This is a genomic window from Polaromonas sp. C04 (genome assembly GCF_002002705.1).
In the GTDB taxonomy this organism is placed as follows: Bacteria; Pseudomonadota; Gammaproteobacteria; order Burkholderiales; family Burkholderiaceae_C; genus Rhodoferax_A.
Map to the genome: position 1 here is coordinate 79,679 of NZ_MUNS01000022.1, position 18,757 is coordinate 98,435.

19 protein-coding genes are annotated in these 18,757 nt (G+C 59.2%); 13 read left to right on the top strand and 6 right to left on the bottom strand.

Translation table 11 applies throughout. The features are described from left to right. Positions 1-59: 59 nt before the first annotated feature. Positions 60-1,130 carry a hypothetical protein gene (locus B0E49_RS04155; RefSeq protein ID WP_077560711.1) on the bottom strand — a complete coding sequence of 357 codons (1,071 nt, stop codon included), beginning with the start codon at positions 1,128-1,130 and terminating at the stop codon, positions 60-62. Between the two features lie 72 nt (positions 1,131-1,202). After that, on the bottom strand, positions 1,203-1,565 hold the full coding sequence (locus B0E49_RS04160; protein ID WP_077560712.1) for an H-NS histone family protein: 363 nt from the start codon (positions 1,563-1,565) through the stop codon (positions 1,203-1,205). 211 nt (positions 1,566-1,776) lie between these two features. Here B0E49_RS04160 and B0E49_RS04165 point away from each other — a divergent pair, with 211 nt between their 5' ends. Continuing rightward, on the top strand, positions 1,777-2,091 hold the full coding sequence (locus B0E49_RS04165; protein ID WP_077560713.1) for an HU family DNA-binding protein: 315 nt from the start codon (positions 1,777-1,779) through the stop codon (positions 2,089-2,091). Positions 2,092-2,348: 257 nt separating this feature from the next. Further along, on the top strand, positions 2,349-2,546 hold the full coding sequence (locus B0E49_RS20010) for a hypothetical protein (protein ID WP_144264430.1): 198 nt from the start codon (positions 2,349-2,351) through the stop codon (positions 2,544-2,546). Between the two features lie 49 nt (positions 2,547-2,595). On the opposite strand, the gene B0E49_RS04170 is transcribed toward B0E49_RS20010, so the two are convergent. Further along, positions 2,596-2,832 (bottom strand): hypothetical protein, encoded by a 237-nt coding sequence (locus B0E49_RS04170; protein ID WP_077560869.1) that lies wholly within the window; start codon positions 2,830-2,832, stop codon positions 2,596-2,598. Between the two features lie 111 nt (positions 2,833-2,943). On the opposite strand from B0E49_RS04170, the gene B0E49_RS04175 reads away from it, so the two are divergent. The 4 genes from B0E49_RS04175 to B0E49_RS04190 all read left to right on the top strand — a co-directional run bounded on the left by B0E49_RS04175 (position 2,944) and on the right by B0E49_RS04190 (position 6,090). Next, positions 2,944-3,816 carry a serine hydrolase domain-containing protein gene (locus B0E49_RS04175; protein WP_077560714.1) on the top strand — a complete coding sequence of 291 codons (873 nt, stop codon included), beginning with the start codon at positions 2,944-2,946 and terminating at the stop codon, positions 3,814-3,816. A gap of 212 nt (positions 3,817-4,028) precedes the next feature. Next, positions 4,029-4,430, top strand: a complete 402-nt coding sequence (locus B0E49_RS04180) for a hypothetical protein (RefSeq protein WP_077560870.1) — start codon at positions 4,029-4,031, stop codon at positions 4,428-4,430. A 474-nt stretch (positions 4,431-4,904) separates the two neighbouring features. Further along, the gene (locus B0E49_RS04185) at positions 4,905-5,732 is read left to right on the top strand and encodes a hypothetical protein (RefSeq protein ID WP_077560715.1); all 828 of its coding nucleotides are present in this window, start codon (positions 4,905-4,907) and stop codon (positions 5,730-5,732) included. An 82-nt stretch (positions 5,733-5,814) separates the two neighbouring features. Further along, the gene (locus B0E49_RS04190) at positions 5,815-6,090 is read left to right on the top strand and encodes a hypothetical protein (RefSeq protein WP_144264431.1); all 276 of its coding nucleotides are present in this window, start codon (positions 5,815-5,817) and stop codon (positions 6,088-6,090) included. A gap of 86 nt (positions 6,091-6,176) precedes the next feature. On the opposite strand, the gene B0E49_RS04195 is transcribed toward B0E49_RS04190, so the two are convergent. Continuing rightward, positions 6,177-6,674, bottom strand: a complete 498-nt coding sequence (locus B0E49_RS04195) for an Lrp/AsnC family transcriptional regulator (protein ID WP_077560717.1) — start codon at positions 6,672-6,674, stop codon at positions 6,177-6,179. A gap of 113 nt (positions 6,675-6,787) precedes the next feature. Between B0E49_RS04195 and B0E49_RS04200 the strand changes: the two genes are divergently transcribed. From B0E49_RS04200 to B0E49_RS04230, 7 genes are all read left to right on the top strand, one after another. Beyond that, a complete protein-coding gene (locus tag B0E49_RS04200) occupies positions 6,788-7,993 on the top strand; it encodes a M20 aminoacylase family protein (protein ID WP_077560718.1) in 1,206 nt (401 codons plus the stop codon). Position 7,994: 1 nt separating this feature from the next. Beyond that, positions 7,995-9,260, top strand: coding sequence for a diaminopropionate ammonia-lyase (locus B0E49_RS04205; protein WP_168174995.1), 1,266 nt, complete (start codon positions 7,995-7,997; stop codon positions 9,258-9,260). A 225-nt stretch (positions 9,261-9,485) separates the two neighbouring features. After that, positions 9,486-10,109: a helix-turn-helix domain-containing protein gene (locus B0E49_RS04210; protein ID WP_077560719.1), complete on the top strand. Its 624-nt coding sequence runs from the start codon at positions 9,486-9,488 to the stop codon at positions 10,107-10,109. After that, on the top strand, positions 10,090-10,644 hold the full coding sequence (locus B0E49_RS04215) for a DUF6036 family nucleotidyltransferase (RefSeq protein WP_077560720.1): 555 nt from the start codon (positions 10,090-10,092) through the stop codon (positions 10,642-10,644). The genes B0E49_RS04210 and B0E49_RS04215 overlap by 20 nt, the downstream gene beginning before the upstream one ends. Before the next feature lie 273 nt (positions 10,645-10,917). Then, positions 10,918-15,540, top strand: a complete 4,623-nt coding sequence (locus tag B0E49_RS04220; protein ID WP_077560721.1) for an NACHT domain-containing protein — start codon at positions 10,918-10,920, stop codon at positions 15,538-15,540. Between the two features lie 27 nt (positions 15,541-15,567). Continuing rightward, entirely contained in the window at positions 15,568-16,464 is an 897-nt protein-coding gene (locus tag B0E49_RS04225; RefSeq protein ID WP_144264432.1) for a hypothetical protein, read from the top strand. A gap of 164 nt (positions 16,465-16,628) precedes the next feature. Continuing rightward, positions 16,629-17,375 (top strand): phosphatase PAP2 family protein, encoded by a 747-nt coding sequence (locus B0E49_RS04230; protein WP_077560723.1) that lies wholly within the window; start codon positions 16,629-16,631, stop codon positions 17,373-17,375. Between the two features lie 90 nt (positions 17,376-17,465). Here the strand turns inward: B0E49_RS04230 and B0E49_RS04235 are convergent, their stop codons facing one another. Together B0E49_RS04235 and B0E49_RS04240 are read right to left on the bottom strand one after the other, a co-directional pair. Further along, the gene (locus B0E49_RS04235; protein ID WP_077560724.1) at positions 17,466-18,257 is read right to left on the bottom strand and encodes a metallophosphoesterase; all 792 of its coding nucleotides are present in this window, start codon (positions 18,255-18,257) and stop codon (positions 17,466-17,468) included. Then, positions 18,254-18,757 (bottom strand): hypothetical protein, encoded by a 504-nt coding sequence (locus B0E49_RS04240; RefSeq protein WP_286137791.1) that lies wholly within the window; start codon positions 18,755-18,757, stop codon positions 18,254-18,256. The genes B0E49_RS04235 and B0E49_RS04240 overlap by 4 nt, the downstream gene beginning before the upstream one ends.

Here is an 18,757-nt window from a genome sequence, read left to right on the forward strand (position 1 = left end):
AGGCGGGCTCGCGCCCTGCAGTGCTGCATTACAGCGCATGCGCTGTGGGGCGCGTCTTTTCAAGGAGCCCCACGACGAGCACCCTCCGAGGCATAGAGCTCAGCGTACCGGCTGCGAATCTGGCCTTGCGTGGCTTTCCACAAGCGTGCCTCGCCGCGAGTACCCGCGACCACCAAGTCGCATAGAAAAGTCAGGAACCGGGCGACCACAAGCAGGCCATGCTCGCGCTGCGCGTCCACCCGCCCGCTGGCGACCTTTAACAACTCCCAGCTGACCCGCGGAGGCATCAGCCCACTCGACCATTTCTTCAATAGGTCGTAACTGACGTACTTGTCGTTTCGCTTGATTCCCTTGGCCAGCATCAGGTCCGCCAATTCCTTCAAGTTGGCGCAGCCGGCGGCCCGCTCCAGTCGTCCAAGCCAATTCCCTACCGGCTTTCTGGCCGGCGCCAGCAAGGGCAATGCTCTCGATGGGCGAGGCTCCTTCTTGTCAAGGGCACTCTCTAGCGCGCTCTGCCACTCGAACCAGGCCAGGGTCTGCAAACTGATATCCACCAAGAGCACCACTGCAGGCGGAAGGCTCGGGTTTTCCTGACTCCAATGTTGAAGCGGGAGGCCCACATGCTGCTCCATCAATGCCAAGGCCTCGGACGGCAACCCATCCTCAAACAGTTGCCATACTGAATCTGCTACGCGGTCCAGGTGGGCCAATCGCTCCACAAGCGGGTACACGCCGTAACCCGGTTCACCGAGGCCCGCCAACATAGTCTGCCAGTCGGATTGTCGTGGAAGGGGTGGCGGCTCTTGCCCGTCCAGTGCCGCTTCTAGCACGTCGGCTGGAAAAGCTTTCCCCAGCACTCGCCGAATGGGTATGCGTGTAGTCTCGGACAAGACATTCTTGCCCGTGACTCCTCGCCAAAAGTCGTGAATGATGCGGTCCGGGCGCTCAGGGTGACCTCGACCCAGCTGCATGAAGCTCTTGTCAAGGGCACTTTGCAGAACGGTATGCGGCGACAGCGTGAAGCCGGTCGAGATAAGCACCTCAAACGATGCTCCGAACAGCGACAGCGGCCGCTCCAGCGCAACAGGAGGGAGGCAGCTCAGGGGGATAGCTTGAGTCAGCTCTTTCACAGGAGTCGGCGACCCGGTTTTCAGGCGGAGCCCTCACAGGAGTTCCCCCGCGCTTGCGCGACGCGAGGTCGCTTATTTGACCTCAAGGTCTTGCGCGGTCTTGCCCGACTCGAGAGCTGCGAGAAACCACCCCGGTCGCTTGCCGTGACCAGTCCAAGCATGGCCAGCTTCATCACGATAGCGAATCACGCCCCCAGGCTTCTTGACCGCCTTCTTGCGCGTCTTCCTTGCAACGACCTGCCCTGGCGCCCCAATAGCCTTGACAGCCTTGGCAGCTGGTCCCGAAAGGCCCAGGTCAGCGGCCGTCAGTCCGTAGTGTGCAATCGCCTCTTTGATGCGCGCAATAACGCCGACCGCTTCCTTGGCCTTTACCGCATCGACCTTCTTTTGCAGCTCGGCAATCTGGGCGTTTAATTGAGCGAGGGTTTTTGCCATTGTTAATTCCAATTTTTGAGAAGAGTCGCAGAGCATAGCGCAAATCAATCTCAATTGAGTCCATCAGGATGTGTCAGAACGGAAGGAGCCCCGACCGCTCGCGAAGCCATTGAAATCCGATTCCGGCCACTTGCCAAAGCGATGCCGTCGACCCCCAACCGCCCACGAAGTAAGATTACCGCTTCATCAACTTAATTGCTGTCAAAGAAAAATGAACCGCTCCGAACTCATCGAAAAGCTTGTTTCCAAGAACGACATTTCCAACGCACTTGCTGGCCGCGTCCTGGACACCCTCATTGAAACCATCCAGATTGCCGTCAAAAAGGGCGACTCGGTGACCCTGGTCGGATTTGGCACCTTCAAGTCGGCAAAGCGCGCTGCCCGTACCGGCAAAAACCCGAGCACCGGCGCTTCGCTCAAAATCCCAGCAGGCACCGTACCGAAGTTCACCGCCGGCTCAAAGTTCAAGGCGGTCGTTGACCCCAAGGCCGCTGCGCGCAAGGCCGCTAAAGCAGCTGCCAAGTAGTCAGCACAACTCACCTCGTCCCGCTGGCCGGCACTGCGTCGGTCAGTAAAAGTAGATGCCGCTTGACCCGATGGGTTGGCGGCATTTTTTATGAGGGCAATCGTCCCTCATCGAAGAGTCTCGCATCTGCGGCTCGAGACTCATTTTGAAGTCACCAAACTGGATGCAAGCGGACTATTCCATCAAAAGTTGCCCGTCAGGATGGTGGTCTAAGCTGTGGATAAGGGCATGCACAACTCGCGAACGTGGCGTCCACCATGGTGATGCCGATGCTGCTCAAAAAACGCGCAGACATGCCGGGTCCCTTGACATTGATGAAAACACTTGCCAGATTCGCCAGCCGTGCAACGGCAGGCAAGGCAAAGTCGGGCAATGCAACCAGAGCGGGACATTCAAACGGTCACAGTGGGTTGAAGATTCAGGGGGCAAACGACCAACACTCAACACAAGTTTGAAATGCAGCGGTCCGGGCGAGCGGCACCTGGCCGATTTCGGCTTGGTGTCTCACCAAAGCGCAGAGTCGCGCATGTCCATCAACCGCCTGCGCTGCCGATTGCGAAGCCACGCTCGCACAATCCAGACGGCCAAAATAATTCCCAGTCCTGCCACCAACGTGACTCCCCAACCGACATTCGCGCGGGACGTCCACGGTTCTGCCGCCACCAGCGCGGCAAGCAAGACGATAATTCCAGTGGCCAGTCTCATCTCTGAACGTTCTTTCCCCATTTCGTGGATGAACATGATAGTCGGGCCTGCGGCTGTCCGCCCGAAACTAAATGCGGGCCTGTTTTGACTCATGACAAGGGCGATGGAGCTCAAACGGAGCCTTGTTGGCCTACCGAATCAACCGATATGTCCTTTGCACTTCTACAAAATGGTTCCATGACGAGGCAGGAGCGGGCGGATGTCATAGTGCCCTGGTGGAGCTTCACGAAAACCGTCCTTTCGGCCGCGGCGCTTTCGCTGGTGCGCGACGGACTGATTGCACTCGACGACCCGGTCTTTGGCGAGCCTTTTACGCTGCGCCAGCTGCTTCGGCATGAAGCTGGATTAGCCGACTACGGAGAACTTGCCGACTATCACGCCGCCGTCGCCCGCCATAAGGAACCGTGGTCCGAGCAGGAAATGATGGAACGCCTGGATGGCCATCGATTGCGCTATCGACCGGGAATCAGCTGGGGATACTCGAACGTCGGCTATATGCACGTGGCGCGGCTTATCGAGCGGCTAACAGGCCTTGCACTGGACGGGGCGCTGCGTCAAAGGGTGTTTGCTCCATTGGGCCTCATGCGCACGCAGCTTGCCCGGGGTCCGAAGGACATGGAGGGGGTATATCTCGGGTCCGCATGGGACTATCACCCGGGCTGGGTCTACCACGGTCTGCTCGTCGGACCGCTCGCAGAGGCATCCCTGCTACTGGACCGCCTGCTGACCGGCAAGTTGCTGCCTGAGGCTTTGCTGCGCGAGATGCAAACGGGACGCAAGGTCGGCGGCCCGACTCCCGGACGGCCCTGGACCTCGCCCACCTACGGTCTTGGTCTCATGCAAGGCGGCGTAGGCGCAGGCTTGACCTTCTGCGGACACACGGGGGCTGGGCCGGGTAGCGTGATAGCGGTCTATCGCAGCGCAGGTACTACGGAATCGTCGTGTTGCGCGGTCTTTCATGCGGGCATGGACGCGGGCGCAGTCGAGGCCGAAGTCGTGAGCCGACTTTTGGCTCGCTGACCACAGAAGGCGGATTTCGACCAAGCCCCGTCGTTCGCTGGCATCGCTCAATTCGCCCGATAGCCGACCTTCGCGGCGCGCACAACGACCTTTGCTGGGTCCAAGAGCGGACCATCGATGCCAAGCCACGTCAAACGACGGGACCAGTGCTTGCCAACGAGGAGTCAGGATGTGCGGTATCCTGCGGGCGCATCATCGATGGGGAACAAATGATGTCAAGCGATTGGAAGCGCCTAGCCAGGCTGTTTGTCGAGCGCTTCTGGCAGCCGACCAGCGCGTGCATGACCTGCATGCCGGGCAGCTGGGGCAATCTCATGAGCCTTGCCCACTGGACGCTCGCACTACAGACAGGTCTGGCCACTGGAATTTTGGCTGTGCTCTTGACGTTCACGCCGGCGACCAAGCTCTACGCGAACCGATACGGCAATTCGCTAGTGGTGGGCTTTCTGACAATGTTGGGCGACGCCTACTCGCACACGAATCACTACGGCTTCCCCTTTGCCGAAGCCATCACAACGGGTGTGATTTCGGGTCTTCTGACGCTGGCTGGCTCATACCTGTTCGAAGACCACGCCCGACGCATTCGGGCGATTTGGGCGAGGATTTCCGGATAGTCAACGCCGGCGTCCGGCCAGGAGTCGATATTCTCAACCGGGGTCCAGCCAATCTCTCGCAAGCTGTTGGCAGAGGTTGAACCACAGTCCCGATACCCCTTCTGTCCACAATCTCATCACACCATTGGAAATAGCTGCCAGAGCGTGAGTATTGGCAAGCCACGCACAGGCCCTTTTACCAGGTCAGGCTCCGGCCCAATACCTATTTCACTGTTGCAACGATGCTGATGAAGTCGCCGGTAGAAACACGAGTGATTCGAACAAACTAGTGCCTCCTTGCGCAGCAGGATAGAGACATTGCCGGTCGCAGGCTGGAGCGCTCGTCCTACACGTACTTTCTGGATTCAAGTCCAGACTGATGTTGCAAGGTGCTACGAAGTGGGATTGAGTTACGCAACTCCACATAACGTTTCACAACCGTATGCGCGTGCACGGTACCGCGCGGGTACCCTGTAATCAACAGGGAGAAAACTAATGAATAACAGAGTCGTTGGAATTGAAATAAACCCAGAAGGAGCGGAAGAACGGAGCTTTAAGCCAACCGAGCCGGGCAAGCGACAGCACGGGCAAACCATCCCAGTCAAGGTGTCAGCCGAAGCCGACGGCGTGTTGGGCATTGAAACGCTCGAAGGCGCTGATGAGACTTATCGGCTGTGCCCGAACCGGACCATGTATCTGCACGTCAGTCAGCTCCACCTGTCCAGCGAGGTGAATCCATTCCACTTCGGCGACGACGACCGCGATATGGCACAGGAGAAGTCATTGTCCGTGCGGGGGACAGCCACATTGGAAGACAGTTCGATTTCCGTCATGGGTGACCCCGGCAACAAGGCCCGCACGCTGGCTATCGACTTCTATGCGCTTAACGACGACGTATGGCGCGAGCATAAAGAGCTGGCGCAGGTTCTGGGTAAAGCGCCGCATTACACGCGGGCCAAGGTGGGGTTGGCGCGTCAACGTCCAGACGTCGGCGCCGACGATGCCTGGTCCGTGCAGTGCCAGGTTCCCCCTGCCATGCTGCGCGCCTTGGCCAACGCCGTGTCCCGCGGTGCGATTCGCTCGATAAGCTTAAGGCTGGTGTTGGGGGGAATTTATTCACGGGGAGCCCGCGTCTTGCAGTCTGTCTCGTCCGGCTGGTTCTTGCGACCAAACTGGCCAGACAACACGCAGGAGATGCCGGAGACGGCCGACGGCAATATCACCGTGCTCAACTTCGAGGAGCCGCAGTGGGATTCGCCTGCCGAGGCGGCGCCTCAGCTTCACGCCCCCCGCAAGCCGATTCCTGGGCCTCTGACCCCATAGCGGAGCCGGCGCAGTGCGGGTTCCATCAATACCCTTGGAAATGTGCATTGAGGCCCCGATGTTGACCACAATACGGCACGCCTTGACCGACCCCATGGAAGCAACGCGATATTTCGTCTCGACCGGGGTCATTGGATTGACTGTGTTGATGCTGCCGATGTCGGTGGGAGCAGGTCAAGGTAGCGCCAGCTTTCAGGTGTCCCTCAGGATTGTGGCGCGGCCACCGGCGCCCAAAGTGAGCCAAAAGGTCATTTCCGCTGCGTCGCCCGGCGACCCACCGCATCCGATGTTCAAGGACCGGGTGATGACGCACGAGACGTCCGAGGTCCAGTTCACTATCGTCACGACAGAGTTCTGAATCTGCTCTCCAAGCGTGGACCTGGGCTGGTTTCTCGGCAGTCTCTTGGCGACCAGCAGCGGACACTCGCTCGCGTAAGCAGCCGCTCATCGCGGTAACGGAACACGGGTTTCGAACTTCGAGCAGTTCATGGCGAACACGCTTTTGAAGTTGCGAACATTGTTGTTCGATGAGAAGACTTCGCGCGTAAACGCGTGGAACTGCTCCATGGATGCCGCGTTGACGATGATGAGGAAGTCGAACTCCCCCGAAACCTCATAGCAGGCCATGACGTCTTCTTGAGCCGACATCTTTTGCTCAAAAGCTCTCAGCAATGCCGCGTTCTGTTTGTCGAGTTCTACCGAAACGAACACGGTCAATGGTCGCCCAACGCGGAGGCGGTCAACGATGGCCACCTGTTTCAGGATGACTCCCGACGCTCGCATATCAGCAATGCGCCTTTGGCAGGTTGCCGGGGAACTGCCAACCTTGTCAGCCAGCACCCGAATGGGCAGAGATGCATCCTCCTGTAGAAGGCCCAATATCTGGATGTCCAGCTTGTCCAATGTGACGAATTTGCGTTGCTGTCCTGCTGCTTGAGACATTTGCTTCAAATCATTGCTAGACATGAGTTACTTACTCGTTTTTGAGGATTATGGTGATGAAATTCCTCGAAGGTGCGGCCAAATAATATGCCAATATCCCACAAGGAGCGAGCATGAACGACGCAGCGAGTCAAAGTAAAGCCGAGGCTGAACTGGAGTCCGGGTGGGTGCGCTGGCGGCAAGAGTTTCATCGCTTTCCCGAAACCGGCTTCAACGAGCACCGGACCGCGGATTACGTGGCAACGGTGCTCCAGATGCTGGGGCTTGAAGTGCATCGAGGGATTGGCGGAACCGGGGTGGTTGCCAACCTCACCGTCGGAGGTGGCAAGGGCGTTTTCGGACTGAGAGCGGATATGGACGCGTTGGCCATGACCGAAACCGCAGAAAACCGCCCTTATGCCTCAACCAATCCCGGCTGCATGCACGCCTGCGGTCACGATGGGCACATGGCCATGCTGCTTGGCGCTGCCCAGTTGCTGTCCAGGCGGCGGGACTTTGACGGAACCGTGCGCTTCATCTTCCAGCCGGCCGAAGAGCATGGGCGTGGGGCCGCAGCCATGTTGGCAGATGGCTTACTCGAGCGCTTCCCCATGGACGAGATTTACGGAGCTCACAACATTCCGGGTATGCCAGTGGGGCACATAGCTACCCGCGTGGGCGGCATCATGGCCAGCGAAGACAACTTTGTCATTTGCATAACCGGCCGTGGCGGACACGCTGCGAGACCCCACACGGCCATCGACCCGCTCGTCATCGGAGCAGAGATTGTGTTGGCCCTTCAGACCATTGTTGCCAGGTCAGTGGACCCTGGTCTGCCTGCTGTGGTGTCTTGCACAGAGTTCAACACAGATGGCATTCGCAATGCGCTTCCCACCGAGGTTGTCATCAAAGGCGACACCCGGAGCTATTCGCCTGACGTGCAGGCCCTCCTGGAGCGACGGATGCGTGAGCTGTGCGACGGAATCTGCCGCGCACACGGTGCAACCGGCAGCGTGGAGTACACCCATGAGTTCGCACCTACGGTGAACTGGCCGCAGTGCGTACCGGTGGCCGTTGCAGCCGCCAGCGCCGTGGTCGGTGCCGAGAACGTCGAGGCCAACGTGCCGGCCATGATGATTTCGGAGGACTTCGGTGCCTTCCTGAAGGTATTGCCGGGTGCTTTTGTCTTCATCGGCAACGGAGATGGAAACAGTCCTGGTGCAACGCCTTTGCACAACGCCAAATACGACTTCAACGACCTCGTCGTCCCGCTGGGGGCCCGTTATTTCGCCGAACTTGCGCGAGTCCGCCTGCCCCAAACCCATCCACTCAAGGTCTGAAATGCACCTGCTAAATTCTCAGGCAATTCGCCAAGCTTATGACGCCGACCTTCTGAAGGTGATGAGCATTGCCGCAGGACGCGAGAGTCGCGTCTGGTTGTCCACATGGAACCGGTTAGCCCCAACGCCAACCCCCGCATGGCCCCTGCCGAAGCTGGCAGTTGCTCTTAAAGTTGGCTCACTCCATGTGAAGGATGAGTCAAAGCGGTCCGGGCTGGGTAGCTTCAAAGCCCTGGGCGCCCCCATCGCACTGTTGAGACTCGTGCTTCGCCGCTGGCCTGACCAACCCTGGAACGCAGCGGACCTGCTGGCGGGTTTGCACGCCAGGCAACTGCACGACTTTGTTGTCATCACTGCAACCGATGGCAACCATGGTCGCGCCCTGGCAGCCGCGGCCCAGAGCATTGGTTGCCGCTGCGTCATCGTGCTGCACGCCCATGTCAGTCAAGAGCGGGAGGACGCCATTGCCGCTTTCAACGCCGAAATCATCCGCATCACCGGGAACTACGACGAGTCGGTAGCGGAGGCAGCACGCCTTGCCGCCAAGAACGGCTGGGAGGTGGTTTCCGACACTTCCTACGAGGGCTATGAGGAGATTCCCCGTGATGTGATGCAGGGCTACGGCATCCTCGTCGATGAGTTGCTGGAGGACGCCCCAGAGGGTTCATATTGCCCATTTACCCACGTCATTCTGCAGGGAGGTGTGGGTGGTCTGGCCGCTGGCGTGGTCGGCCATTTCTGGGAGCGGTATGGAGCCAACCGCCCGACAGTCATCGTTGTCGAGCCGGAGCAAGCCGACTGCCTTTATCAAAGTGCATTGCGGGGATGCGCCTCGCGTGCAACCGGTACCGTCGATTCGGTGATGGCGGGTCTTGCCTGTGGAGAGGCATCACCGCTGGCTTGGCGCTTTCTGCAGCCCACAGTGGACATGTTCATGACCGTCACTGACGCACAGGCTGAGGCCGCCATGAGGGATTTGTCGCACGGAGCAGCAGGTGATATTCCCGTGGTCAGCGGCGAATCCGGTGCCGCAGGCCTTGCTGCCCTGCAAGCCTTGGTGAACAACACCGAAATGTGCCAGAAGTTGGGGCTTGATGCCAGCTCACGCGTTGTCCTGTTCAACACCGAAGGTGCCACCGCACCCGGTGTCTATAAGGGCATCGTTGGCCGAGGGGCTGATGCAGTTTTGACTGCGCAAAGCAGCTGGCTTGAACGGCATGGCATTTCCGCAGGCAAGCTCGGGCGAGACCAAGGTGTCACCCCTTAATGCGCGAGTTGGGCTTGGCAGTAAATACAGACGAATCATTTTTGGCCTTCGAGCTGGCGCCGCAGATGTCCTTGGACGTCGCCCTGACAGGCACCAGGCGACCAGGAACGGACGTTCATTGGAAACCTCGTAACCGGACATCCGCACGGACAGCTGGCTATCAGAATCCCCTAAATGCGGCCATAATTCTAACCATCTTAAAAGCGATTGCCTATAATATTGAACATGCCATTGACTGACATTGCGCTCGAGACCCGCCCGCTTGAAAGGCAGCTCCTTGCACAGCTTGGTGCAAGGCTGAAGTTCGCTCGGGAGACGCGCGGGATTAGTGCGGTTGAGCTGGCGCGCCGGGTCGGCGTCTCACGCACCACCCTGCAAGCCGTGGAAGGAGGCAGGCCCTCGCCGTCAATGGGCACCTACATCGCGGTAATGTCCGCGCTCGGTCTCGTGGCCGATGTCGCGCTACTGGCGACGGGAGAGTCTGATACGGTCGAGCCGTCCGCGCCGAAGCATTTGGACCGGCACGGGGCTCAGGACTACCAAAGCCTGCTGATGCACGTGGAAGCTGTGCGGCTGCTCAAACAGAATCCGCGCCTTGTGGAGCGTGCAATTGCGACGTTGAACCGATGGCAGGAAACCGCCGACCCACGCAGCCATGAGCTTCTGGACGCGTGGAGGCGCATCTTGGACAAGCGTGAATGGCGATTGGCGGTCGCACCCGGCGAGCGGGGCAACCAGCTGCGCCAGGCCTCGCCCCTGGCGACGCTACTTTCGAATGAGAAGCGGCTGGGAATCATCCGCAGGGTGAAGTCGTTGAAGCAGGGCACTCATGCAACTGCACCAGCTTGAGCACCTCATCCGCGCGGCTGGCACAATTACTGACCGGTACGAGTTCATTGTCGTCGGCAGTCAAAGTATCCTGGGTTCAGTTGAACGGCCTCCTTTCGAATGCCTGATGTCTAACGAGGCGGACCTCTACCCCAAGGAGGCGGAGGAGCTATCAGACATCATCGACGGGGCGCTTGGCGAAGGTTCGCAGTTTCACGACACATTCGGGTACTACGCGCAGGGTGTTGATTCAACAACGGCCATATTGCCCCAGGGCTGGCAAGGACGGCTGCACCGACTTCAGACGCCCTCTACGAACGACCGCATCGCATATTGCATCGACGTTTTGGACCTCTTCATGGCCAAGTGTGCCGCCAACCGTGAGAAGGACCGCGAGTTCAACGTGGTCCTTCTTCGCGCTGGTTTGGTGGACGCGCCGAGCGCACTTCTGCGCGTCCCAGACATGCCAATTGACGTCGCCGCCAGGTCGCACATGGTGTCGCTCATCACGCGCCTTGCGACACAAGCGGCTGTATCAGGGCCACTCGGGGCCTAGTTGCCCTGTGTGGGAAGGCCATGGGCTACCCGTCAGACCGGTCGGCAGCACCCGACCAGGAGCGGCCCTTAACATGGGCCGCCGACTCGATGCGCTGAGCCCTCCCAAGGCGTTGTTCTAATCGGGGTGCCGGCTTAAATTGTCACGTGAGGTAGCGTCCCAATTGACGCCAGCACTGCGGTGGGGCTGATGTCAATGCGTCAATCAGTGGCGTGTTTCAGGGCACAATCGAAGAGTCCCAAATTGCGGGCAATGAAAGTGAAGGGTACAGGGATGGCGGTCGACTGGCTCGCGCTACTCAAGACACCTGCCATATTGGCCGTGAGGAAGCTCCAGACGTTTTCGGTCGAGAAGCACGCACGGCGCAATGCAAGTAAAAAGGCCATGCAGGGCGAAGACCTCGCCAGTCAAGGTAGCCTTCATCATCTCGTTAAGGTAGAGCTCGGCAAGCTCGCTGCCATGGCCGAACTACCTCCGGAACTTCAGTCTGACGAGTGCCGAAACTGGTTGCGGCAAGGCGAAAACATCGCCCCCTTCGTTGAAGTGCTGATAGCACGAGCAGCCAATCTTCCAGAGATGTCAAAGGGAGCCGAGGAACGACTTGCCATCGAGTTCGAACGGGTCACCGGTGAAACCAGAAGACTGGCCGCTGGCCGAGTGGAACTAGCTATATCGCACGTCTACGGACAACTCCGGGCGACGGGGCCTGGCAAACAAGCACTGCAACTGGCGCTTGAGCAATGGACAGCCGCGCAGGTGTTCAGTCTAGGTCATCCTGAACAGCCTGAGTTCCCGAGCAATGCCGACTTGGCTCGTGCCCAGGCCATGGCTGCGACGTTGCTTGACGCTGGCAAGCGGAGCTGGAAGATGCCTCTGTTCGTCGCACCGCTCGCCTTAGAGGCAAACGAGAGGCAGGACGGGCACGAACCACATCCAACAAGCGCTTCTGAACTTTCTGCAGCCATCGAGACGGGGGATAGCCTTGTTCTGTTCGGCGCAGGAGGAATAGGCAAGACAACTTTCCTCTTGGACCTGTGCGCGTCTTGCATGGACGACGGGCGTCGTATTCCCCTTTTTGTGGACGCCGCAATTTGGGCGCGGACTAACGCAAGCCTCTTCGACTACCTTACCAGCCTCCCCTCAGCTCAGGCAAACGGCGTGACTTCTGTTGAGCTGACCAGGCTGGCACAGGCCGGCCGCTTGGTCATCATGTTGAACGGCTGGAACGAGATGTCGACTCAGTCGAAGTTGGTCTGCCGGGATGGCCTTATCCAGTTGACTACGGCAGCGGAAGCGCTCAGCGTTGTGGTCGTATCCCGGACTTCCAGCGACGTGCCCAGCCTGTCTGATGCGAAGCAAATAGAGGTCCGAGGGCTTACTTGGCGGGGTCAATCGGCTGTGGTTCGGGCGGAGCTTGGCAATGAAGGAGCATCGCCGCTATTGGACCTTCTTGCCAAAGACACGCGCCTGCGCCATGCGGCCAGGAGCCCCCTCATACTGCGGGGCCTCATCGCACAAGCGAGGAAGGGCGCGGTGGCATATTCGAGCGTGTTTGACCTTCTCGGTGCCGCTGTGCAGGCCTTCGAAGAAGACGACCAGCGCAAACTCGTGCTTTCCGTTACGCCTATAGATGGCCATCAACGCGCGTACCTTGAAGAACTTGCCTGCCTACTCACGCAGCGGATGTCAATTAACTGCTCCAGAGAGGAGGCGCTTCAATCCATCCACGCTGCGGCCGCTGAGTTGGCTGAACGCCGACTAATTGGCGCACCCCCTCAACCGGCCTCGGTCTTGGACGTGCTGGTCAGCCATCATCTCCTGCACCTCGACGACAGTGTGGTTCGATTCGCTCACCAACGCTTCCAAGAGTACTTCGTCGCGACTCGGCTGCTACGCGAGTGCACTGAAGATGCTGCCCCAGCAGCGCTCCTGAGTGCGGCGGTAAATTGTCCGGCCTGGGACGAATCTCTCGTACTTGTCGCTGGAAAACTGAAAGACGGGGGAGGCGCGGCCACCTCTCGAGCTCGGATGGTTAGGGCCGCCGCAGCGATAGACCTAGGCCGCGCCTGTGACTTGGCTGGAATTTGTGCCCTCAGCGACGCAGATGACTCGGACCTTCATCACTACCTCGTGGCGCGCGTCAACGAACTTGCCGCATCCGCGTTGGACGATGTTCGAGACCTTGGAGTCGCCTACCAGATTGCGTCTGACATGCCGGCCTTTGCTGAAAAGCTGTGGCCGCTTCTCGAGAGCGAAGACCAGCAGACGCGACTTCATACATGTCGATTGAACGGCTCCGCCATATCTCTTGCCCAGCTTGGCGCTGGGGCTGTCCAACGTGTCGCATCGTGGCCGTCAGTCCGCAGAGTCGAGTTCGTGCACGAGATGGCTGACAACCCCGATAACTATGAGTTTCTCGTTGGTCTGGCTCGAAGTGAGTCCGACCCTGCCGTCCAAGCAGCGGCGATGTCCGCCTTGTTCTGGCAATTCCCAGCTTCTGATGTACCCCTGCAGGCCTGGATGGATGCTCCAGTTGCCGTCCAGACCGAACACAACGTCGTGAGCTACATCCAGTACGCTTTGGAAGAAGGACACGCCAGCGACGCGGTGCGAGAGCATCTACGGACCATCGCTTTCAAGGATACTTCCGACAACACACAATTGAGGCTTGCTCTGGCCTTCCCCAATGAGGTTGGGCCTCGCGCGCTTGATGTGGTCTTCGAACGCTTGCGCGGCAGTGAGCGTCACGGAAACGATGCTCCTCTGGTTGCCATCGCTCGGACCAATGCAAACGAACGCCTGTTGAACCTTGCTCGGGAGCTCGCCGTGGAAGCACCCGTCGTGCCTGAATGGGTAAGTGAATACCTGCAGAAAGCGCCAGCCAATGTCAAGACCGACGTCTTCGAGCAAGCGTGGGCCACTCTGCAGGGGCAAAATTTCCATACTCTCCGAGGTGAGGTGTTAGGGCCCTTGGCAGACCGCAACCAAATTGAGCGCTGTGTCGGCTCGTGGCTGCAGAACGCCCAGGCCGGTCGCGGAACGCCGACCAATATTGACGACAAAAGGCACACGCAGCTTGGCTACCTCCTTGCCCATGTGCCTGGAGGCGACCTGCTGAATGTGGTCATGCAACGTGGTCAGGATGCCCCCTACGACGAGGCTGTTCGGCTGGTAGAACTGGTTATGCGGCGAATCGGGCGCGACGAAGGAAGCGCCAGGACGGTCAATCAATGGCTGCCAACACTTGATGAGGTTCGTCAACTTGTAGCCCTGTTCAGCGAGAAGGTCGAGACTGCGGACGTGCCGCAGGACTCGGTCCGGGTGTACCTCTGTTGCGTCGCCAGCCATGTCGCACCGGGTGGATTTGAATTATTCTTGCTGGAGACTTGTCGCCGGCACCTTGATGCTTGGAGCACTTACTTGGAGAGGGTCAATCAATGGTCGAGAGGGGCAGCTTCGCCTCGGCCCAGCAATCCTCATTTGGGTTTTTTCCTAGCATCGGCGCTGGCGAAGTGGGGGCCTGATGCGCTGCCGGCCGTACTGGAGCTGATGGCTCACCCCAGCGCGCTGGAATTCATCCCGGAGGTGATTGCCCGCATCGTCAGCTTGCCTTGGGCAAGTAGGCGGGAACGTCTGCTCAGTTCTGTTGGCACTGACATTCAGGAGGGCGAGCAGCGTCGGAGGCTGGGGCGCGCGCTTCAGCAACCTGACGATACTTTCCAGCAGTCGACAAACGAGGCAGCACAAGCCCTTGGACAGAGGCTATGCGACCTCGTAACGGCCTATCAGGAAAGGAAGTCCACCGACCAGCTGTGGAACGCACGAGAGGCGGAGCACCGCGTCGGGCGCCTTGCATGTATCGTAGCGAGCGTACCCAGCGCAGGCATTGTCGAGCCGGTGCGACTCGCGCTGGCGAGTGGCCTGATGGATGTCTACGGAACGGTTGGGGCGCTGCGGGGCCTCGTGCGCCAAGGTTTGCCCATCTCCGATAGGGCCATTGTCGGGCAACTTGAAGCTCTGCACGAGAATTCCGCCAATGAAAAGTGGCATGACGAATCAACACGCAACGTGATGTCGGAGCTTAGCGAATTGATGTTCTGCGTAGCTCCTACCTCGCTCATACGCAAGCCGATGGACCACTATCTTCGGCAATGGCGCCAATTCACCTCCCTCAACGAAGTCATCCGTCGTCTGGGGGCCCTGCACTCAGAGGCTGCATGGCCGTTACTCGTGGACTTGGGAAGGGAGTTTGCCGAAAAAGGGCAGACGTCAGAGGAGCTCGCTCGGGCGCTAGTCTCTGCCCTGACGCCACAGCACCTCACTGTGCTTTTTGCGCTCGTCGCTAACGGGACGCTGCTCGCGTGGTGCGAAAGTGCATGGACCCTGGAGCGACTCGCGCCCGGCATTGCAGCGGTCATGGGCGAGGGAGCCGATGACGTCGAAGCGCTCCTTGCGGCTTGCCGGCAGGCCCAGTCTTTCCTGGCCGATGCGCTTGCCGGCGAGGCCCTCTCCCACATCAAGGGCGCCGAGGAGGCGCGCCAATCGTTCCTGCTGGAAGCCCTTGATGCCGGGAGAGCTATTCACCCGAACATGCCGGCGTATCGGATGTTGAGAGGTATGTTCACGCTCAAAATACCAATCGACGATACGCAGTACGAAGTCACCTCGACGGCACGCAATGAGCTTCGGGCGCAGCTCTACGCTCGGGCAAAGGATATTGGACCCATTGCCGATGGCTGCAGGCGCCTGCTCGCCTCGCTGGAATGCGAACGTCGCGAGGCTGGTCGACCCTACGATGAACCGCGTCACCCAACCCCGGAAGACGGCATGGCTTGGACAGACGTGCTGCTGGACTCGCATATGAACGTGACGGCAACACAGCCAGCGGCAACGTAACCCCGAAGTCCTGACATCGACCAATTTATGGCATCAAACAATAAAGATGGAATCTGCGCCCTGACTCGTACTCGCGGTCGCTACGTCGCCTCGCACCTGATTCCCCGAGCGCTGACTCGTCTCTCCACCGTTGGCGAGAAATTTGTCGAAACAGGAATCGGCGCTGGCATGAAGAAGCGTGCCGATAGCTGGTACGACAGTTCACTGTGTACCCGACTCGGCGAAGACATCCTTGAGGACATCGACACCAAAGGAATCGAAGAGCTACGAAGGCACCGCTTGGTGTGGAGTGGATGGAGCGCCGACGAAACCCATCTCAAACTTAGCGCAGCTGATTTAGGTGGTGGGGCGATTCGCCTGCTCAAACTGCAGAGCCCAGAGGTGCTACGGCTATTTTTCCTCAGTCTTCTATGGCGTGCCGCGGCGTCGACTCGTCCGGAGTTTTCTGACATCGTGCTCCTGAAAGACGAACTGGAGGATTTGAGAGTCCGCGTGCTCAACAAAAACCCAGGCCGACCAGAAGACTATCCGATTCAACTTTTCCAACTGACCACGCGCGGCACCGCTCACAATCGAACACCATTGCTTGAGCGTAAACCCTTGGTAGAGGACGATGGCTCACATGGGGAAATGATTACATACGCGCGGTTTTACTTTGATGGACTGGTGAGCCACATCCATCTACCCCGCGGACAGCAGATAGGCGACGGCTACCTTAAAGTTTGCTTGGGGTTCCAAGAAGCCACCGCCGTGTTTGGGCATGAGTTTGACCACTCGCGAACGGAAGAGAACCTGCGCACCATGGCCCGCGTGGTTATGCGTGAGCAACTCGTAGTTGACCAGCCGCTGCAGCCGATAGCCTCAATTGTTAGGGGCGCGTGGCCCAGGTCTTTGGCCAATGGCGGTTCAAAACCAAGCGCCTGAGGGTCCGCTTTGGAGAAGTGCGAGGGACCGCATTGGGCGCAAAGCGGAAATTCCGTGTCGCGACTTAAAGTGCCCTCATCAAAGCAGCTTGCGCCGCCAGGGGCGGTGCCGTCTGCCGCCGCCTGCCGCTCTAGTCTCTTGCCCGACTGGCCTACTATGCTGGGATGCCACCACTACCTCGCGAAAGCGGTTCCGCACTGCGCCCATCCCAGCGCGAGCGCTACCAATCCCTTCTCAAGCCGTTGTTTATTGTGTTTGTTGCGGCCCTGCTGGCCCTGGCGTTCGCACACCTTGGCAGCGAGGTTGTCGAAGGAGATACTCGCTTTTTCGACATGCAGTTGCTGCGCGGTGCTCAGTCCCTGCGAGCCGCTCATCCCTGGTTGGCTGAAGTCATGCGTGACCTGAGCGGCCTGGGCAGCACAACCGTGCTGGCGCTTTTCACGGTTGCCACCACCGGCTATCTCGCTCTCATCTCGGCGAGGACTTCCGCCTTCCTTGTGGCGACATCTGTCATATCTGGCTCGATTCTCGTCAGCGTGTTCAAGGCTGCCTTCGGCCGCCTGCGCCCCGACGCGGCCTACGCCGAACTTTCGGTCGCCGGCTTGAGCTTCCCTAGCGGACACGCAAGCATGTCAGCCATAGTTTTTCTGACGCTCGGAAGCTTGCTTGCGAGCACACACAGTCGTCCGGCGGAACGGATTTACATCTTGGGGACTGCGGTCCTGATGACGCTGCTGGTCGGATTGAGTCGCGTCGCCCTTGGCGTCCATTGGGCAACCGATGTTCTCGGGGGGTGGGCCTTTGGTGCCGCGTGGGCAGGTTTGTGGCTAGTGCTTGCCCGCCATGTTGCACGCCGAGGGGATGCCAATCCTGTTTCTCGCACTGGTGGTTCTGAACACAATAAGCGGTAGCCCTCGACGAACCCCTTCGACGCCATGAAGTCGCTTGGCCGGTGACAAACTCGAACTCCGTTTTACCGAGGCATGTTTGCTCAGCGCCCCTCATACATCAACCACGCAAGCCCACTGGAATGCCGGATTTTCGTAAACGAGGTCCGCGGCGCGCGGAGCGGAGTGCATATCCCGCACATAGCCACGCGGATTGGCGACCACACGGCACTTGCCAATTCTGTAGTCAAATGAATCGTGGACATGGCCATGAATCCAAAGGTCAGCCTTTGGCAGGAGGTCGCTCAGGTTGCTGACAAAAGCTGCGTTCAAGGGGTCACCGACGTACCGCGGATGGACAGACAGCGGGTGCGGCCCATGGTGCGTGATAACGACAGTCTTGCCATCATATGGGCTGTTCAGCTCGCGCTCAAGCCAGGCCCGTGAAATCTCATGCTCGGCGAGGGCTCGGTGTGCAGTGAACATGCCCTCGCCGCTTCGGATGCGAAAGTGGTCGGCAATGCGTTGCTCCGCATATTCCATCAGGTGTTGCTGGGTGCGGTCGCGCACCAGACGATAGTCCGTCCAAAGGGTGCTACCGAAAAACCGAACACCACCGAAATCGGCAACGTCGTTGTCAAGGAATGTGACCCGCGTGCCCCGTGCGGCCGCGCGTAAGGCGGCACGTGTCTCTTCAAATTCGCGGCCATAATATTCGTGATTTCCGGCCAAATACAGCACAGGCACTGGCCAATCCTTGAACAGGTCAATTGCCTGCGTACCGTTGGCGATATCGCCGGCCAGCACCAAGATGTCTGCGCCATGTGCAGGCGATATCAGCCGCTCCCCCGGAAACAACCTCTGGAGGAATTCGAGGTGCAGGTCGCTAGCGACTTGAAGCTTCATTTTGAGCTGAACGTTTTGTCAAGAGCGCCCGCCGCCTCCTTCAATCGCAGCGCGAGTGCCATCAGCACATCGAACTCACTGCCATCGCGAAGGGGCTCAAACCGCCGGTGCAGATGCTGGCGCACAGGACGCAGCACGGAATGCACCCAGCCGAGCTCTGCACAGGCAAGCGTGAGCACAGACTCGTCGGGGTGCTTGTACAGCTCCGAATGCTCTCCGACAACGCAACGCGCGTACATATAGCAGGCGTCAAACGCCGCATCCGCGCGGCTACGCATGGACAACTCTGGCTGGCGTGCGTCCTGCAGGTAGACGTCCCCCAGTCGACGCCAGGCCTCAATTTTTTCTGTTGTCATTTTCTTCTCCATGAACTCATTCAATTCAACAAGCAACGCACCGCCTATGTCCGGCGCCGCGTTGATGCGGGCGACCAACTGTTCGTCGGTCACGTTGTAGCGAGCCTCCAGGTAGGATTGCTCAGCCTTCTCGTCTACTGTCAT

Excerpts from the sequence above, each read along its gene's own strand:
- B0E49_RS04160 (WP_077560712.1), bottom strand. The coding sequence starts at position 1,565 with ATGGCAAAAACCCTCGCTCAATTAAACGCCCAGATTGCCGAGCTGCAA.
- B0E49_RS04165 (WP_077560713.1), top strand. The coding sequence starts at position 1,777 with ATGAACCGCTCCGAACTCATCGAAAAGCTTGTTTCCAAGAACGACATT.
- B0E49_RS20010 (WP_144264430.1), top strand. The coding sequence starts at position 2,349 with ATGGTGATGCCGATGCTGCTCAAAAAACGCGCAGACATGCCGGGTCCC.
- B0E49_RS04170 (WP_077560869.1), bottom strand. The coding sequence starts at position 2,832 with ATGTTCATCCACGAAATGGGGAAAGAACGTTCAGAGATGAGACTGGCC.
- B0E49_RS04175 (WP_077560714.1), top strand. The coding sequence starts at position 2,944 with ATGTCCTTTGCACTTCTACAAAATGGTTCCATGACGAGGCAGGAGCGG.
- B0E49_RS04180 (WP_077560870.1), top strand. The coding sequence starts at position 4,029 with ATGTCAAGCGATTGGAAGCGCCTAGCCAGGCTGTTTGTCGAGCGCTTC.
- B0E49_RS04185 (WP_077560715.1), top strand. The coding sequence starts at position 4,905 with ATGAATAACAGAGTCGTTGGAATTGAAATAAACCCAGAAGGAGCGGAA.
- B0E49_RS04195 (WP_077560717.1), bottom strand. The coding sequence starts at position 6,674 with ATGTCTCAAGCAGCAGGACAGCAACGCAAATTCGTCACATTGGACAAG.
- B0E49_RS04200 (WP_077560718.1), top strand. The coding sequence starts at position 6,788 with ATGAACGACGCAGCGAGTCAAAGTAAAGCCGAGGCTGAACTGGAGTCC.
- B0E49_RS04205 (WP_168174995.1), top strand. The coding sequence starts at position 7,995 with ATGCACCTGCTAAATTCTCAGGCAATTCGCCAAGCTTATGACGCCGAC.
- B0E49_RS04210 (WP_077560719.1), top strand. The coding sequence starts at position 9,486 with ATGCCATTGACTGACATTGCGCTCGAGACCCGCCCGCTTGAAAGGCAG.
- B0E49_RS04215 (WP_077560720.1), top strand. The coding sequence starts at position 10,090 with ATGCAACTGCACCAGCTTGAGCACCTCATCCGCGCGGCTGGCACAATT.
- B0E49_RS04220 (WP_077560721.1), top strand. The coding sequence starts at position 10,918 with ATGGCGGTCGACTGGCTCGCGCTACTCAAGACACCTGCCATATTGGCC.
- B0E49_RS04225 (WP_144264432.1), top strand. The coding sequence starts at position 15,568 with ATGGCATCAAACAATAAAGATGGAATCTGCGCCCTGACTCGTACTCGC.
- B0E49_RS04230 (WP_077560723.1), top strand. The coding sequence starts at position 16,629 with ATGCCACCACTACCTCGCGAAAGCGGTTCCGCACTGCGCCCATCCCAG.
- B0E49_RS04235 (WP_077560724.1), bottom strand. The coding sequence starts at position 18,257 with ATGAAGCTTCAAGTCGCTAGCGACCTGCACCTCGAATTCCTCCAGAGG.
- B0E49_RS04240 (WP_286137791.1), bottom strand. The coding sequence starts at position 18,757 with ATGACAGTAGACGAGAAGGCTGAGCAATCCTACCTGGAGGCTCGCTAC.